This window comes from Devosia sp., from assembly GCF_036406155.1.
In the GTDB taxonomy this organism is placed as follows: Bacteria; Pseudomonadota; Alphaproteobacteria; order Rhizobiales; family Devosiaceae; genus Devosia_A.
The window spans coordinates 1-13,912 of record NZ_DASWVV010000180.1; the positions used below are offsets into that span (position 1 = coordinate 1).

The following is a 13,912-nucleotide window of genomic DNA, read 5'->3' on the forward strand; positions in this document are numbered from 1 at the left end:
CTGCGCCGATGCCCCGCACGCTGTCGCAGCAGATCGCCTATGCGCGCGCCGACTTGCCGGCCACGGTGTTCGACGGCACCGTCAGGGCGAGCGACGGCAAGAAGGTTTCCGCCAAGGAACTCAACTGCATGGCGACCGCCATCTATTTCGAGGCGCGCGGCGAGAGCTATCGCGGCCAGGTGGCGGTGGGGCAGGTGGTCATGAACCGGGTCAAGCACAAGCTGTACCCGGCAACCATCTGCGCGGTCGTGTTCCAGAACCAGCACCGGCGCAACGCCTGCCAGTTCTCGTTTGCCTGCGACGGCATTCCCGAACGCGTTTACGACAAGAAGGCCTGGGTGCAGGCCGAGGAGATCGCCAGGGGCGTCATTGCCGGCGACCTCTACCTGAGCGAAGTGGGCTATGCCACCCACTATCATGCCACCTACGTGCATCCGCACTGGGCGCCGCGCATGAAGAAGGTGACCAAGATCGGCCAGCACGTCTTCTACCACTTCAAGCGCGGCTGGAAGTTCGGGTAGGGCGGCGGCGTCTCAGCAATAGGCGGTGCGGCCCACGAACAGGCAGCCGCTGTCGTCCGTCATCAACATCGCCCCGCCCGCGAATGGCACCAGCGTCACGAACGAGCTGGCGTTGATCGCCGCGTGCGCGACCCAGCCACGTCCGTTGCTCCACAGCGCCAGGCCCCCATGCGGGTCGCCCTTCCACTGCTTGTGGATGCCGGGGTAGCGGATATGGGGCGATGCCAGCCCATCGCTCGAATAGACGCCGCTCGGCGTCGTGACGATCTCGACGAGGTGGGTCCGCCCGTAGCCGATCTTGCGCACGGTGGTGCTCGAGATCAGGGTTTCGCTCACGCCCGGCTCGACCGCGAAATCGAACTTCACCAGGTCGTCCGGGTCCAGCGTCCGCGCCAACGTCTCCGAGGCGCCGGACAGGGCCGCGGTGAGCGCCTCGTCAGCGTGTGCCGGGGGCAGCAGCGGGAGCAGGGCGGCGCCGGCCAGCAGCGCGACGAGCGCGCCACCGGTGGCGAAGCGCAAGGTGATCGACATTGGCAGGCCTCCCGCGACGGGACTCGGTTAACCGTTCATCAACCATGTCGGCAACCGGCGCGTCAAAATGGAACGCCCGTTAAGATTAATTTCACCATCAGGGATGGACGGCGGCGGCGAGGTTTTCCACCGCGGCGACGAATATGTCGTGCGCTTCGCGCGTGGGCCATGGCCGGATCAGCCGGTCGAAAGCCTCGATGTCGAAGGCCGGCACCGTTGGCTCGCCGAACAGGCGGCGCCCCTCGCCGGCGTCGAACCCGGCAAGGTTGACGGCTTCGAAATAGGCGGCCTCCTTGTCGGCCTTCTTGATCTGCCGGGTGAGAGCGGGGGGCGGCAGGGCGCCCAGCGAGAAGCGCAGATAGACCGCACCCAGCAGCCGGTTTTCCACGTCCTTGTAGTTGCCGCCGATGGCCGCCTTGAACGGCGAGATGAGATCACCGGTCACGTATTCGGGGGCATCGTGCAGCAGCGCATAGAGCTGGGCCCGAGCGTCGACCTCCGGGTTCAGCGCCTTGAAGATCTCGAGCACCAGCACGGAATGCTGGGCCACCGAAAACGGATAATCGCCCAGCGTCTGCCCGTTCCAGCGGGCGACGCGGGCAAGGCCGTGGGCGATGTCGGAGAGCTCGATGTCGAGCGGGGAGGGGTCGAGCAGGTCGAGCCGCCGCCCGCTCAGCATGCGTTGCCAGGCCCGTTCTTTTCCGCGCGCCATGTGTCCTCCGCTCCCCCTGGCCACGGCAGTACGCAGTCGGCGCCTTCTCCCCTCGTGGGAGAAGGTGGCGCGAAGCGCCGGATGAGGGGCAGGGAGAGTTAATCAGCCGGCGCCGATTCGCCAAAGCCGTAGGTCGCCCAGGCGGGCAGCGACAGCGTCACGGGCTTGCCCTTGACGGTCGCCGCTGTCGCGTCCGTGATGCGGTCCAGCCTGAGGATCGCGACCGCCATCCCGTCGACGACCTGCCCGATGCTGCCCGCCTCGCGCGCACCGACCAGCACGGGCGTCCCGGCTTCCGCCTCGAGGCCCGATACGATCACCGGCCGGCGCCGCGCCGTGCCGCGGTGCTGCATGCGGCTCACCACCTCCTGGCCCACATAGCAGCCTTTCTTGAAGTCGATGCCACCGAGCAGGTCCATGCCGAGATCATGCGCAAAGGTCGTGTCGGGCGCAAAGTCCGGGCCGAGTTCCGCGATCCCCGCGCCGATCCGCCGGCGCGCGAACGCCGTGTCGTCCCGCTCCCATTCGGCGGCCTCGTCGCGCCCGGCGAGCACGCGGAACCCAAGCCCACCCCCGCGCGGGTCGGCATCGGCCCTGTCGCTCTCGGGGTGGTCCGCGCTCCAGCCCACGGCGTGGCTTTCGCGCAAATCCTCGATCTCCACATTGGCCCTGAGCTTGTACATGCGCATGCGCCTGAAGAAGTCGTCGGCCGTGGCGGCGTCGACATCCAGCCAGAAGGCGCCATCAGCGAAGCTGCTCAGGCCCTCGGCCTGGATCTTGCCCTGCGGCGACAGCAGCGCCCACCACATTGCCGGCCCCGGCTCCGCCATCACCCGTGCGGTGACCACGTCGAACAGCAGCTTGTGCGCCTCCGGTCCCGAAAAGCGGAATAGGGCGCGCGATGGACGGAGGATTGTCGGCATGGGGTGCTTCCGTTGGACCCGCCTCGAGACTCCCGGCGGACCCAAGACATCGCGCACTGCGGCCCGATCTTCAAGCCGCTCGCCGGTCGACCGGGACGGACCCGAAACGCGGGGGCCGGTAGGCGCGGCGGCCCTTACTGCAGCGAGCGCCTGAGGCTGTATTCGCCGCAGCGGATGCGCTCGGTGAGCGCGGCCACCATGTCGGCCGCCGCTTCCTCGCCATGCGCCTCGACCAGCGTCGTCAGGGCCGCGAACAGCGAGGCGTGCGCCAGCGCGGCGCTCTCCACGCCCTCTTCTTCGGCGGCGTTCCAGGCCTCGGCAACATATTCCAGGGCCAGCTGGCGCTCCTCGTGGTCGAACCCCAGGAGCGTCTCGGCCTCGGACGCGGCGAAGATCGGCTTGTTGGCTTTCATGCTGCGGGGGTAGCACGCAATGGGGGGCGCTGGCCACCGATTATGACCCGAAGGTTAACACCTTATCGGGACTTATCCTTAATTCGCCTATTCGGCGTAGCGCGAATGGATGTCGCGGGCCGTCTGCTCCGCCTCCACCAGCAGGCGCGTCAGCGCTTCGGCGGCGGACACCGTGCAGACGCGGTAGAGGCGGGCGTAGGCGGCGTAGCCGCCGTTGAAGGCGCCGGCGAGGCGCTGCCGCCGGTCCTCGTCGGGCTGGTCGAGATTGATGAGTTCGGCCATCTGGGCGCGCCAGTCCTGGGCATTGTCGACGCAGAGCGGCTGCAGGAAATACAGGCTGCCCATGATCTCCGCCAGCCGCTCCATCTGCTCCTGGTAGGGCGGGTCGATCGCGAGCGCGGGAGGGGCCGCCAGCAGCAGCCCCAGCGCGGTCGCGCCCACAAGACGGCGGATGGAGCGTAGCGTCGGCATCGGGCGATACCTAGTCGAAATGCCGCCGCGCCGCCACCCCGCTCAGCGCCTGCCGGCGATCGCCATGGCCCGCGCCAGCACGTCGCCGAGCCCGGGAGTCGTCGCCAGCCCTGCTGGCGCGTGCGCCGGCACCCAGCGCCAGTCGGCGATCTCGTCTGACGGCGTGACCTCGCCGGCGAACGTCTCGGTGGCAAACACCTGCAGCAGGAAGCGCCGCGCTTCGCCCACCGACAGCTGGGTCACCGGCCGCAGCCGGCCGACGCGCAGCCCCAGTTCCTCGCCGATCTCGCGGGCGGCGCACTGCTCGGCGGTCTCGCCGGCTTCCAGCCGCCCGCCGGGCAGCGTCCACAGGCCGAGCGCCGGCGGCTGCGCCCGCCGGATCAGCAGCACCCTGGTCCCCTCGATCAGCGCCACGCTGGCGGCATCGGGTTTGGTTTCCATGGCGGCACTGTGCAGTTTGCCGTTCGGCGCGCAAGCGCCTAACTAAGCAGCACACAACGGGATACGACCATGTGCGGGCGCTACGCTTTCATCCTGCCGCCAGACGCCATGCTGGCGCTGTTCAAGATGCTCAACGAGCTCGTCTATCCGCCGCGCTACAACATCGCGCCGACGCAGCCGATCCCCGTGGTCTGGGAGCAGATGGGCCGGCGCACGGCGCAACTGGTGCGCTGGGGGTTCGTACCCAACTGGGTCAAGGACCCGCGCGACTTTCCCCTGCTGATCAACGCCCGCGCCGAAGGCATGGCCGACAAGCCCGCCTTCCGCGACGCCGTGCGCAACCAGCGCTGCGTCATCCCGGCCAGCGGCTATTACGAGTGGGTGAAGCGGGCTGACGGCACGAAACAGCCCTACTACATCACCGAGGCGGACGGCCGGACCATGGCCTTTGCCGGGCTCTATTCGACCTGGATGGGGCCCAATGGCGAGGAGGTGGATACCGCCGCCATCGTCACCGTCCCGCCCAACGAGGAGGTGGCACGCATCTACGACCGCATGCCGGCATTGCTGCGCTCGGAGGCGGCGGTCGACGCCTGGCTCAATATCCGCGAGGTCGACCGCACAGCGGCGGTGCAGCTGGCGCTGCCGCCGCCGCCCGACACCATGCGCTACCACCCGGTCGGCACCGCCATCGGCAACGCCAATGCCGAGGGCCCCGAACTCATCCGCGCGCTGACGCCCGAGGAGACGGCGGCGCTTGCGGCCGAAGCCCGGCCGGCCCGGCGCCGCAAGGCCGCGGGCAGCACGCAGCTGGACCTGTTCTAGACCAGCACCTTGCCCGGGTTCAGGATGCCGTTGGGGTCGAGCGCCCGCTTGATCGCCCGCATCATGTCGAGCGCCACCGGGTCCTTCACCTGCTTGAGCAGTGCCGTCTTCAGCTGGCCGATGCCGTGCTCGGCCGAGATCGAGCCGCCCAGCCGCGCCACGATCTCGTGGATGGCCGCGTGCACCGCGTCGGCGCCGGCCATGAACGCCTTGCCGTCGGCGCCGGCCGGCTGGGTGAAGTTGAAATGGATGTTGCCGTCGCCCATGTGCCCGAAGGGGCAGGGGCGAATGCCGGGAACAAGCCGCGCGGCGGCCAGCGATCCCTCCCCGATCAGGCGTGGTACCTGCGCGATCGGCACCGACACGTCGTGCTTGATCGAGGCGCCCTCGCGGCTCTGCACCTCGCTCAAGTTCTCGCGCGCCGCCCACATCAGGGCCCGCTCCCGCAACGACCCGGCCACGGCCGCGTCCGCCACCAGCCCCGCGTCCACCGCCGCCGCGAGCCCGTCCACGAGCGTGCCTTCGGGGGTGCCGCGCATGCGGCTCACCTCGATCAGGCAGTACCACGGCGCGTGGCTGGCGGCCGGGTCGCGCTCGATCATGCCGTGCTGGAGCAGCATCTCGATGCCGAAGCGCGGCAGCAGCTCGAACGCCGTCAACCGCCCGCCCGCCCGCTCGCTCAGCGCATGGAACAGCTGCAGCGCGTCGTCCGGCGTCGCCACGTTGACGAGGGCCGTTTCGTAATCCTCGGGCTTCGGAAACAGCTTGAGCGTCGCCGCCGTGATGATGCCGAGCGTGCCCTCGGCCCCCACCAGCAGGTCCTTGAGGTCGTAGCCGGTATTGTCCTTCCTCAGCGAACTTAGGCCCTGGTACAGCCGGCCATCGGCCAGCACCGCCTCGACCCCGAGGCACAGGGCGCGCGCGTTGCCGTAGGCCAGCACGCCGACGCCGCCGGCATTCGTCGACAGTACCCCGCCGATGCGGGCCGAGCCCTGGCTGGCGATGTGCAGCGGGAACAGCGCCCCCGCCTCGTCGGCCAGCCGCTGTGCCTGCTCGAGGATCACGCCGGCTTCCAGCGTCATGTGCCCGGCCTCGGCATTGACCTCGCGCACCCCCTGGAGCCGCGTGGTGGAGACGATCACCTCGTTGCCCGCCAGCGGCACCTGCCCGCCCACCAGCCCGGTATTGCCGCCTTGCGGGATCAGCGGCACGCGGTTGTCGTTGGCCCAGGCGACCAGCTTCTGCACGTCCGCGACAGTGGTGGGGACGGCCACCGCCAGCGCCGGGACGTGGAAGCGCCGCCGCGGCTCTTCGACGTAGCTTGCCATCCGCGCCGGATCGCTCAGCACGTGCCCGAGCAATCCCTCAATCCCGGCAATGATTTGCTGATTGGTCAGCGGCATGGCGCGACCATAATCCGGCGCGGGCGGCGCGCAAGCTCTAACTTGCCCGCCCGCGGCCCCTGTGCGACAAGCTGCCCAAGTCCTCCAAAACGACGGGAGCAGGGAATGGCGGAAGGGTTGATGGCCGGCAAGCGCGGGCTGATCATGGGCGTGGCGAACAACCGTTCCATCGCCTGGGGCATCGCCAGGGCGCTGGCCGCGCAGGGCGCCGAAATCGCCTTCTCGTACCAGGGCGAAGCGCTCAAGAAGCGCGTCGAGCCGCTGGCGGCCGAGATCGGTGTCGACACCCTGGTCGAGTGCGACGTCACCAGCGATCCGGCCATGGACGAGACCTTCCGCGTTCTCAAGGAGAAGTGGGGCAAGCTCGATTTCCTCGTGCACGCCATCGGCTTTTCCAACAAGGACGAGCTCGAGGGGCGCTACATCGACACCACGGCCGAGAACTTCGCCCTCACCATGAACATCTCGGTCTATTCCTTCACCGCCGTGGCCAGGCGCGCCGAGAAGCTGATGGCGCCGGGCGCCGCGCTGCTGACGCTGACCTATTACGGCTCCGAGAAATACGTGCCCAACTACAACGTCATGGGCGTGGCCAAGGCGGCGCTGGAGGCCTCCGTCCGCTACCTGGCGGTGGACATGGGCAAGAACGGCATCCGGGTCAACGCCATTTCCGCCGGGGCCATCAAGACGCTCGCCGCCTCGGGCATTTCCGGGCTGCGTGACATGCTGCACTGGCAGGAGGCCAATTCCGCTCTGCGCCGCAATGTCAGCATCGACGACGTCGGCAATTCGGCGCTCTATCTGCTGTCCGGCCTCGCCAGCGGCGTCACCGGCCAGGTCCACTATGTCGATGGCGGCTACAGCATCGTCGGCATGAAGCTGCTCGACGACGAAACGGACGTGGCGGCCGGCCAGTAGGCGCCTGGCAGACGGGAGCACTTCGGCCGATGCGCGAGCGCACCGCCCTTGTCTGGCCGGAGCTCTATTTCGTCCGCCACGGCCAGACCGACTGGAACGCCGAGGGCCGCTACCAGGGCTCGCGCGACATCCCGCTCAACGCCGTCGGCCGCGGCCAGGCCGACAATAACGGGGCTCTCCTGCGCGACCTGTTCGCCCGCGGCGGCCGCCGCCCCGACGAGTTCGACTGGTACGTCTCCCCGCTTGGGCGGACGCGCGAGACCATGGAGCGGATCCGGGCCTGCTTTGCCGGGCCGCTGCCGGAAGTCACCATCGATGCGCGACTGATCGAACTCTCCTTCGGCATCTACGAGGGGCGCCTGCACAAGGAGCTGGCGGAAGGCGCCATGGCCATCGCCGGCGAGCGCGACGCCAGCTTCTGGTTCTTCCGGCCGCCCGCCGGCGAGAGCTACGACGACCTCGCGCAGCGCCTCGTCGACTTCGGCAGCGGCTTGCAGCGCCGGGCCGTCGTCGTCTCGCATGGCGGCGTGCTGCGCGTGCTGCGCCGGCTGATCGAGGATTTCCCCGCCGAGGAGGCGGTCAACTGGTTTCCGCCGCAGGATTCGGTTGTCCACTTCGCCGAGGGGCGGGCGACCGTGTACCCCGCCGGCGCCAGCTGGGACGACTGAGGGTCGGCGCCAAACGCCATGTTGACGGCCGCGTTTGCCACGTTCATGCACGAACGGAGGCGGCGCATGCATTGCAGAGCCCCATTGACTGGACCGCTATTCGGCACCATATTTCGGTACCAGATACGGAGCCGTTCATGAACAAGATGTTCCAGCGTGTCGAGGCTGACCTGGCGGTCAGCGTCACCGATCTCAAGAGAAATCCCGCCGCTGTCATGAAAGCAGCGGAATCGCAGGCGGTGGCTATCCTCAACCACAATCGGGTCGTCGCCTATGTGGTGTCGCCAGCGGTTTGGGAATACGCGCAGGAATTGCACGACGATGCCGGGATTGCCGAAGACCTCGAAGCGATGGAGCATGAGGAGCCGGTTCGCGTGAGCATCGATGACGTATGAGCTCGCTTTCGAGCCAAAGGCGCTGAGGGCCTGGAAGAAGCTGGATTCCGAAACGCGTGAGATGTTCCGCAGCAAGCTGCGGGAGCGACTGGTCAATCCGCGGGTTTCCAAAGACGCACTGCATTTCAAGCCGCACCACTACAAGATCAAGCTGCGGGACAAGGGCTACCGGCTTATCTACTCGGTCGACGACAGGAGAGTGCTGGTGCTGGTCGTCGCTTTGGGACGACGCGACGACATCTACGACGCAATCTAGCGCCCGCCACGATTGACCGGGGCATACAGAAGCCAATAGAACCCCTTCGATCTAGGGGCATTGAATGTCATTCAACACCTTCGGCCACATGTTCCGCTTCACCACCTGGGGTGAGAGCCACGGGCCGGCGCTCGGCGTCGTCGTCGACGGCTGCCCGCCGGGCATTCCGATCGGCGAGGACGTGATCCAGCGCGATCTCGACCGGCGCCGGCCGGGCCAGTCGCGCTTCACCACGCAGCGGCGCGAGGACGACCAGGTCCGCATCCTGTCCGGCACCTTCGAGGACGGCCGCGACGGCGTGCTCAAGACCACCGGCACGCCCATCTCCATGCTGATCGAAAACACCGACCAGCGCTCCAAGGACTATACGGAGATCAGGGACAAGTACCGGCCCGGCCATGCCGATTTCACCTACCAGCAGAAATACGGCATCCGCGACTACAAGGGCTCCGGGCGCGCCTCGGCGCGCGAGACCGCGGCCCGTGTCGCCGCTGGAGCCGTGGCCCGGCTGGTCATCCCGGAGGTCACCATCCGTGCCTCGCTGGTGCAGATGGGCCCGCACAAGATCGACTATGCCAATTTCGACTGGGCGGAAGTGGATCGCAACCCGTTCTTCTGCGCCGACGCCAGCGCCGCGGCAGCCTGGGAACCCTATCTCGACTCCATCCGCAAGTCCGGCAATTCCGTGGGCGCGGTGATCGAAGTCGTCGCCGAGGGCGTGCCCCCCGGCTGGGGCGCGCCGATCTACGGCAAGCTCTCGGCGGATCTCGCCGCGGCGATGATGTCGATCAACGCCGTCAAGGGCGTCGAGATCGGCGCCGGCTTCGCCGCAGCGGCGCTGACGGGGACCGAGAATGCCGACGAGATGCGGGCCGGCAATGCCGGGCCTTACTTCACCTCCAACAAGGCCGGCGGCATCCTCGGCGGCATCTCCAGCGGCGATCCGGTCGTCGTGCGCTTCGCCGTCAAGCCGACCTCCTCCATCATCACCCCGCGCCGGACGGTGACGACCGCCAACGAGGATGCAGAAATCGTCACCAAGGGGCGGCACGACCCGTGCGTCGGCATCCGCGCGGTGCCGATCGGCGAAGCCATGATGGCGGTGGTGCTGGCCGACCATTTCCTGCGCCATCGCGGCCAGACCGGCCGCGACGGCGGGGTGGGGTTTCCGGCTAGCGGCGGCTGAACACCGCCACCGTTTCCCGATTGCCGTCCCCGCCGGCGATGGGCGAGGGCAGGGCGACGGTCAGGGTCCAGCCGCGCCCGGCCATGAAGGCGATCACGGCCTCGGTCGCCGTCGCGATCGCCGCCGCGTCGCCGACGATGCCGCCTCTGCCGACATGCTCGCGCCCCACCTCGAACTGCGGCTTGATCAGGATGACCGCGTCGGCCTGCGGCGCGCACAGCGCCAGCGGCGCCGCCAGCACCTTGGTCACCGACACGAAGCTCACGTCGCACGCCAGCAGCCCGATCGGCTCGGGTACCTCGGCGCGGCCCAGGTCGCGGGCATTGGCGCCTTCCATGGCGACCACCGCCGGATCGGCGGCGACGCTCGGGTGCAGTTGCCCATGCCCGACGTCGACGGCATAGACCCGCGCCGCCCCGCGCTCGAGCAGCACCTGGGTGAAGCCCCCCGTGGACGCCCCGAGGTCGAGGCAGGTCTTTCCGGCCACCGCGATGCCGCCGGCGTCGAGCCCGGCGATCAGCTTCAGCGCCGCCCGCGACACGTAGCCTGCAGCGGGATCGGCGAGCACGATGGCGTCGCTGTCGGACACCTGCTGGTTCGGCTTGCTGGCCACGACGCCGTTGACGGCAACGGTGCCGCGCAGGATGGCGTCGCGGGCCCGCGCCCGGCTCGGCAGCAGCCCGCGCGCCTCGAGCGCCTGGTCGAGGCGGCGCCGGCCGCTCATCCCCCGATCAGGCGCTTGATCTTGGCCACCGCCGTGTCCTTGGCCTCGCCATAGGCGATGGTCCCCTGGAACGTCCCGTCCCGGTTCATCAGGAAGACGCTCGCGGTGTGGTTGACGAGGTAGTACTCATCGCCGCTCTCGACCTTCTCCGACATGGCGCCGAACGCCGCCTTGGCCGCCTCCGTCTGCTCGGGCGTGCCCACCAGACCGATGACCTGCGGGTCGAACCCGCCCAGGTAGTCGGCCAGCACTTCGCGCGTGTCGCGCTCGGGATCGACGGTGATGAAGATGGTGCGCAGGTCGCCGGCGTCGATCCCCAGCGCTTCTTTCCACACCACCGTCTCGGCCAGCGTCGTCGGGCACACGTCGGGGCAGAACGTGTAGCCGAAGAACACGAGGCTCGGGGTGCCCTTGAGATCCTGCTCGGTGAACGTCCCCCCGGTGGTCGTCGTCAGCGTGAACGGCTTGCCCGTCACCCCGAGCGGGCTGGCCGGCGGCCTGAGCAGGAACAGCGCCGTCGCCGCCACCGCGGCAACGAGGACGAGGCCCCACAGGATCAGGCGGAAGCGGGCGAGGGCCGGGGAGGAATCTGCGGTCATGTCTGGCTCGTGTTGCTGCGCGCTGCCTTATAGCGCTGGCGCGTCTGAAGGAACCGCGTCATCGCCGCGCGCTCACGGCATGTTGATGGGGCGGGGCGGCGGCTACTGGCCGTCGAGTGGCTCGGTGCCCACGGCCCGCCCGTCGCGGGACAGCGTGATCTTCTCGATGCGCGCCTCGGCGGCCTTGAGCAGCGTCTCGCACTGGCGCTTCAGCGCCTCGCCGCGCTCGTAGATGGCGATGGATTCGGCGAGGGGTGCCTTGCCCCCCTCGAGCGCGGCGACGATGCGCTCCAGTTCGGCCAGCGCCGTCTCGAAGCTCATCGCCTTGACGTCGTCATTGTCGGTCTCGGGCAAGTCGGGTCCTCGCTGCGGATTCGCTCGTGTACAGGTTTGTCCTATCCCTTCGCCGTCGCCTCCCACAAGAGGAAGGTGCCGGCTCCGCCTCAAGCGGCGCCCATCAGGGCAGCAACGTGCGCCGCCGCCCCCTCGGCGAGACCGTTGCGGTCGTAGCCGCCTTCGAGCAGCGACACGATCCGCCCGTCGCAATATCGCTCCGCGATCTCGACCAGCCGAAGGGTGAGCCAGGCGAAGTCCTCGGGCACCCAGTTGAGCCCCGCCAGCGGATCGCGGTAGTCGGCGTCGAACCCCGCCGACACCAGGATGAAGTCCGGCCGGAAGGCTTCGAGCGCCGGGAAGATGCGCGCGTCATAGGCCGCGCGCATGACGGCGCCGTTGCTGCCGGCGGTGAGCGGCAGATTGTGGATGTTGCCCACCCCCTGGTCCAGCGGCGAGCCGGTGCCGGGGAACAGCGGCATCTGGTGGCTGGAGGCGTAGAACACGGAGGCGTCGGCCTTGAAGATGTCCTGCGTGCCGTTGCCGTGGTGTACGTCGAAATCGACGATCGCCACGCGCTCGGCGCCGTGCATGCGCTGCGCCTGCCGCGCCGCGATGGCAATGGTATTGACGAGGCAGAAGCCCATCGGCTGCTCGAACTCGGCATGGTGCCCGGGCGGGCGCACGGCGCAGAAGGCGTTGGCCGCCTCGCCCAGCGCCACCGCCTCCAGCGCCAGCAGGGCCCCGCCCAAGGCCGTGGCGCAGGCGTCGAGCGAGCCCGACGAAATGAACGTATCCTCGTCGATGCGCCCGATCCCTTCCGCCGGCCGGGCCCGCCTCAGCGCCTCGAGGTAGCCGGGGGCGTGGACCAGTTCGGCGAGGTTGAGATCGGCGGACGGCGCGTCCCGGCGCAGCAGCGGCGCAAAACGCTCGGCGCTCAGCGCCGCTTCGACGGCCCGCAGCCGGTCCGGCCGCTCGGGGTGCCCGTCGGGCGTCACGTGGCTCTCGAAATTGCGCTGGCTGACGAGCAGGGTGGTCACTGCCGCTCCGGACGGGCACGAAATCCTTCGTTCGATTCCTTGACGCGGCCCGCGGGGCTTGTCAAACACAGGCCATGCCCGCCGCCGTTCAGGATCCGTTGGAAATCGTTCGTCTGGCCGGCATTCTGAAGGCGGGCGGCCTCGTCGCCTTTCCCACCGAGACGGTCTACGGCCTCGGGGCCGACGCCACCAATTCGGCGGCGGTGCTGTCGATCTACGAGACCAAGGGCAGGCCGCGCTTCAACCCGCTGATCGTGCATTGCGCCGATCTGGCCATGGCGGAGACGCTGGTCGCCTTCACGCCGCTGGCGCGCCGGCTGGCCGCCCGCTTCTGGCCGGGGCCATTGACGCTTGTCCTGCCCAGGAAACCCGGCTCGCCGCTGTCCGATCTGGTGACGGCCGGGCTCGACACCGTGGGCGTGCGCGTTCCGGCCCATCCCCTGACGCAGGCCCTGATCCGTGCCGCCGGCATGCCGCTGGCCGGCCCGTCGGCCAACCCCTCGGGCCGGTTGTCGCCGACCGCCGCCGCCCAGGTGCGCTCCTATTTCGGCGGCCGCGTGCCGGTCCTCGATGGTGGCCCCTGCACCGCCGGGGTGGAATCGACCATCCTCGCCATCCGGGACGACGCGGCGATCCAGCTCAGGGCAGGGGCGCTGCCGCGCGACGAGATCGAAGCCGAGATCGGCCGGCCGGTGGCCGTTGCCGCCGCCGGCGCGGCCGTCGCCGCCCCCGGCATGCTGGCCAGCCACTACGCACCTGCCGCCGCCCTCCGCCTCGACGCGGCGGCGCCACGCCCGGGCGAAGCCTTCCTCGGCTTCGGCCCGATGCCGGCCGCCATCGCCGGGGTGTCCCGCAACCTGTCGCCGTCGGGCGACCTGCGCGAGGCCGCGCGCAACCTCTTTTCCATGTTGCATGAACTCGATGGCGAGGCCGCCGCCATTGCGGTGGCGCCGATTCCGCAGACGGGGCTGGGCGAGGCCATCAACGACCGGCTGCGCCGCGCCGCCGCCCCGCGGGATCAGCTGTCGCGCACCTTGTAGGGCTTCTGGTCGCGCCAGAACCGCATCAGGCTTTCGAGGTCGGGGTCGCCCCCCTGCGGCAGCACCACCCTGGGCTGGACGTAGAGGTCGCCCTCGCCGTGCAGGCCCTTGCCCTTGAGCCGCAGCGCCTTGGTGGTGTTCACCCCCGGCGGCAGGGTGAGTTCCACCGGCCCGTCCAGCGTCGGCACCCGCACCTTGGCCCCCAGCACCGCTTCGTACAGCGTGACCGGCAGGTCGGCGCGCAAATCCTTGCCGTCGCGCCGCAGGTGCCGGTGCCGCTCGAACTTGACGGTGACGATGGCGTCGCCGGGCTCGCCGCCCACCGGGGACGCCAGGCCCTGGCCCTTGAGCCGGATCTGCTGGCCTTCCTCGACCTTGTCGGGCAGCTTGACGTTCAGCACCTTGCCGTTCGGCATTCTGAGCGGCACGCTCGCCGCCTTGTGGGCGTCCTCGAGCGAGACCGCGGCGGTGAGGTTGACGTCCTCGCCGCGCAGGCCCGCCGTGCGGAAGCCG

Annotated in this window: 20 protein-coding genes; 8 read left to right on the top strand and 12 right to left on the bottom strand. The window is 69.3% G+C overall.

Translation table 11 applies throughout. The features are described from left to right. On the top strand, positions 1-521 hold a 521-nt coding region (locus VGD93_RS11810; protein WP_395012269.1), incomplete at its 5' end, for a cell wall hydrolase. 12 nt (positions 522-533) lie between these two features. Here the strand turns inward: VGD93_RS11810 and VGD93_RS11815 are convergent. The 6 genes from VGD93_RS11815 to VGD93_RS11840 form a co-directional block, all read right to left on the bottom strand. Beyond that, entirely contained in the window at positions 534-1,052 is a 519-nt protein-coding gene (locus VGD93_RS11815; RefSeq protein WP_395012271.1) for a hypothetical protein, read from the bottom strand. 97 nt (positions 1,053-1,149) lie between these two features. After that, entirely contained in the window at positions 1,150-1,764 is a 615-nt protein-coding gene (locus tag VGD93_RS11820; protein WP_395012273.1) for a hydrolase, read from the bottom strand. Between the two features lie 98 nt (positions 1,765-1,862). Then, positions 1,863-2,687: a YgfZ/GcvT domain-containing protein gene (locus VGD93_RS11825; RefSeq protein WP_395012275.1), complete on the bottom strand. Its 825-nt coding sequence runs from the start codon at positions 2,685-2,687 to the stop codon at positions 1,863-1,865. Positions 2,688-2,821: 134 nt separating this feature from the next. Continuing rightward, positions 2,822-3,100: a hypothetical protein gene (locus VGD93_RS11830; protein WP_395012277.1), complete on the bottom strand. Its 279-nt coding sequence runs from the start codon at positions 3,098-3,100 to the stop codon at positions 2,822-2,824. An 87-nt stretch (positions 3,101-3,187) separates the two neighbouring features. Next, positions 3,188-3,571, bottom strand: a complete 384-nt coding sequence (locus tag VGD93_RS11835; RefSeq protein ID WP_395012279.1) for a TIGR02301 family protein — start codon at positions 3,569-3,571, stop codon at positions 3,188-3,190. Positions 3,572-3,613: 42 nt separating this feature from the next. Beyond that, on the bottom strand, positions 3,614-4,012 hold the full coding sequence (locus VGD93_RS11840; RefSeq protein ID WP_395012280.1) for an NUDIX domain-containing protein: 399 nt from the start codon (positions 4,010-4,012) through the stop codon (positions 3,614-3,616). A gap of 69 nt (positions 4,013-4,081) precedes the next feature. Here VGD93_RS11840 and VGD93_RS11845 point away from each other — a divergent pair, with 69 nt between their 5' ends. Next, positions 4,082-4,837, top strand: a complete 756-nt coding sequence (locus VGD93_RS11845; protein ID WP_395012282.1) for an SOS response-associated peptidase — start codon at positions 4,082-4,084, stop codon at positions 4,835-4,837. On the opposite strand, the gene VGD93_RS11850 is transcribed toward VGD93_RS11845, so the two are convergent. Next, positions 4,834-6,240, bottom strand: coding sequence for an FAD-binding oxidoreductase (locus tag VGD93_RS11850; protein ID WP_395012283.1), 1,407 nt, complete (start codon positions 6,238-6,240; stop codon positions 4,834-4,836). The genes VGD93_RS11845 and VGD93_RS11850 overlap by 4 nt on opposite strands. Before the next feature lie 105 nt (positions 6,241-6,345). Here VGD93_RS11850 and VGD93_RS11855 point away from each other — a divergent pair, with 105 nt between their 5' ends. From VGD93_RS11855 to aroC, 5 genes are all read left to right on the top strand, one after another. Continuing rightward, positions 6,346-7,158, top strand: a complete 813-nt coding sequence (locus tag VGD93_RS11855; RefSeq protein WP_395012285.1) for an enoyl-ACP reductase FabI — start codon at positions 6,346-6,348, stop codon at positions 7,156-7,158. 29 nt (positions 7,159-7,187) lie between these two features. After that, positions 7,188-7,826 (top strand): histidine phosphatase family protein, encoded by a 639-nt coding sequence (locus VGD93_RS11860; RefSeq protein WP_395012287.1) that lies wholly within the window; start codon positions 7,188-7,190, stop codon positions 7,824-7,826. Positions 7,827-7,963: 137 nt separating this feature from the next. Then, positions 7,964-8,221, top strand: coding sequence for a type II toxin-antitoxin system Phd/YefM family antitoxin (locus VGD93_RS11865; RefSeq protein ID WP_395012288.1), 258 nt, complete (start codon positions 7,964-7,966; stop codon positions 8,219-8,221). Next, positions 8,211-8,477, top strand: a complete 267-nt coding sequence (locus tag VGD93_RS11870) for a type II toxin-antitoxin system RelE family toxin (protein WP_395012290.1) — start codon at positions 8,211-8,213, stop codon at positions 8,475-8,477. Before VGD93_RS11865 ends, VGD93_RS11870 begins: the two co-directional genes overlap by 11 nt. Before the next feature lie 64 nt (positions 8,478-8,541). Further along, complete coding sequence (aroC, locus tag VGD93_RS11875) at positions 8,542-9,663, top strand: chorismate synthase (protein WP_395012292.1); 1,122 nt, start codon at positions 8,542-8,544, stop codon at positions 9,661-9,663. On the opposite strand, the gene VGD93_RS11880 is transcribed toward aroC, so the two are convergent. The 4 genes from VGD93_RS11880 to VGD93_RS11895 all read right to left on the bottom strand — a co-directional run bounded on the left by VGD93_RS11880 (position 9,650) and on the right by VGD93_RS11895 (position 12,359). Then, on the bottom strand, positions 9,650-10,387 hold the full coding sequence (locus tag VGD93_RS11880) for a TlyA family RNA methyltransferase (RefSeq protein WP_395012294.1): 738 nt from the start codon (positions 10,385-10,387) through the stop codon (positions 9,650-9,652). The genes aroC and VGD93_RS11880 overlap by 14 nt on opposite strands. After that, complete coding sequence (locus VGD93_RS11885) at positions 10,384-10,986, bottom strand: SCO family protein (RefSeq protein ID WP_395012296.1); 603 nt, start codon at positions 10,984-10,986, stop codon at positions 10,384-10,386. The genes VGD93_RS11880 and VGD93_RS11885 overlap by 4 nt, the downstream gene beginning before the upstream one ends. Positions 10,987-11,088: 102 nt before the next feature. Next, positions 11,089-11,340, bottom strand: a complete 252-nt coding sequence (locus VGD93_RS11890) for an exodeoxyribonuclease VII small subunit (RefSeq protein WP_395012298.1) — start codon at positions 11,338-11,340, stop codon at positions 11,089-11,091. Between the two features lie 89 nt (positions 11,341-11,429). Next, positions 11,430-12,359: a histone deacetylase family protein gene (locus VGD93_RS11895; RefSeq protein WP_395012300.1), complete on the bottom strand. Its 930-nt coding sequence runs from the start codon at positions 12,357-12,359 to the stop codon at positions 11,430-11,432. Positions 12,360-12,433: 74 nt separating this feature from the next. Here VGD93_RS11895 and VGD93_RS11900 point away from each other — a divergent pair, with 74 nt between their 5' ends. After that, positions 12,434-13,399 (top strand): L-threonylcarbamoyladenylate synthase, encoded by a 966-nt coding sequence (locus VGD93_RS11900; RefSeq protein WP_395012302.1) that lies wholly within the window; start codon positions 12,434-12,436, stop codon positions 13,397-13,399. On the opposite strand, the gene VGD93_RS11905 is transcribed toward VGD93_RS11900, so the two are convergent. Next, positions 13,378-13,912: DnaJ C-terminal domain-containing protein (locus tag VGD93_RS11905; RefSeq protein ID WP_395012304.1), on the bottom strand; the 535-nt coding region annotated here is incomplete at its 5' end. The genes VGD93_RS11900 and VGD93_RS11905 overlap by 22 nt on opposite strands.

Coding starts and splice junctions, on each gene's coding strand:
- VGD93_RS11815 (WP_395012271.1), bottom strand. CDS start 1,052: ATGTCGATCACCTTGCGCTTCGCCACCGGTGGCGCGCTCGTCGCGCTG.
- VGD93_RS11820 (WP_395012273.1), bottom strand. CDS start 1,764: ATGGCGCGCGGAAAAGAACGGGCCTGGCAACGCATGCTGAGCGGGCGG.
- VGD93_RS11825 (WP_395012275.1), bottom strand. CDS start 2,687: ATGCCGACAATCCTCCGTCCATCGCGCGCCCTATTCCGCTTTTCGGGA.
- VGD93_RS11830 (WP_395012277.1), bottom strand. CDS start 3,100: ATGAAAGCCAACAAGCCGATCTTCGCCGCGTCCGAGGCCGAGACGCTC.
- VGD93_RS11835 (WP_395012279.1), bottom strand. CDS start 3,571: ATGCCGACGCTACGCTCCATCCGCCGTCTTGTGGGCGCGACCGCGCTG.
- VGD93_RS11840 (WP_395012280.1), bottom strand. CDS start 4,012: ATGGAAACCAAACCCGATGCCGCCAGCGTGGCGCTGATCGAGGGGACC.
- VGD93_RS11845 (WP_395012282.1), top strand. CDS start 4,082: ATGTGCGGGCGCTACGCTTTCATCCTGCCGCCAGACGCCATGCTGGCG.
- VGD93_RS11850 (WP_395012283.1), bottom strand. CDS start 6,240: ATGCCGCTGACCAATCAGCAAATCATTGCCGGGATTGAGGGATTGCTC.
- VGD93_RS11855 (WP_395012285.1), top strand. CDS start 6,346: ATGGCGGAAGGGTTGATGGCCGGCAAGCGCGGGCTGATCATGGGCGTG.
- VGD93_RS11860 (WP_395012287.1), top strand. CDS start 7,188: ATGCGCGAGCGCACCGCCCTTGTCTGGCCGGAGCTCTATTTCGTCCGC.
- VGD93_RS11865 (WP_395012288.1), top strand. CDS start 7,964: ATGAACAAGATGTTCCAGCGTGTCGAGGCTGACCTGGCGGTCAGCGTC.
- VGD93_RS11870 (WP_395012290.1), top strand. CDS start 8,211: ATGACGTATGAGCTCGCTTTCGAGCCAAAGGCGCTGAGGGCCTGGAAG.
- aroC (WP_395012292.1), top strand. CDS start 8,542: ATGTCATTCAACACCTTCGGCCACATGTTCCGCTTCACCACCTGGGGT.
- VGD93_RS11880 (WP_395012294.1), bottom strand. CDS start 10,387: ATGAGCGGCCGGCGCCGCCTCGACCAGGCGCTCGAGGCGCGCGGGCTG.
- VGD93_RS11885 (WP_395012296.1), bottom strand. CDS start 10,986: ATGACCGCAGATTCCTCCCCGGCCCTCGCCCGCTTCCGCCTGATCCTG.
- VGD93_RS11900 (WP_395012302.1), top strand. CDS start 12,434: ATGCCCGCCGCCGTTCAGGATCCGTTGGAAATCGTTCGTCTGGCCGGC.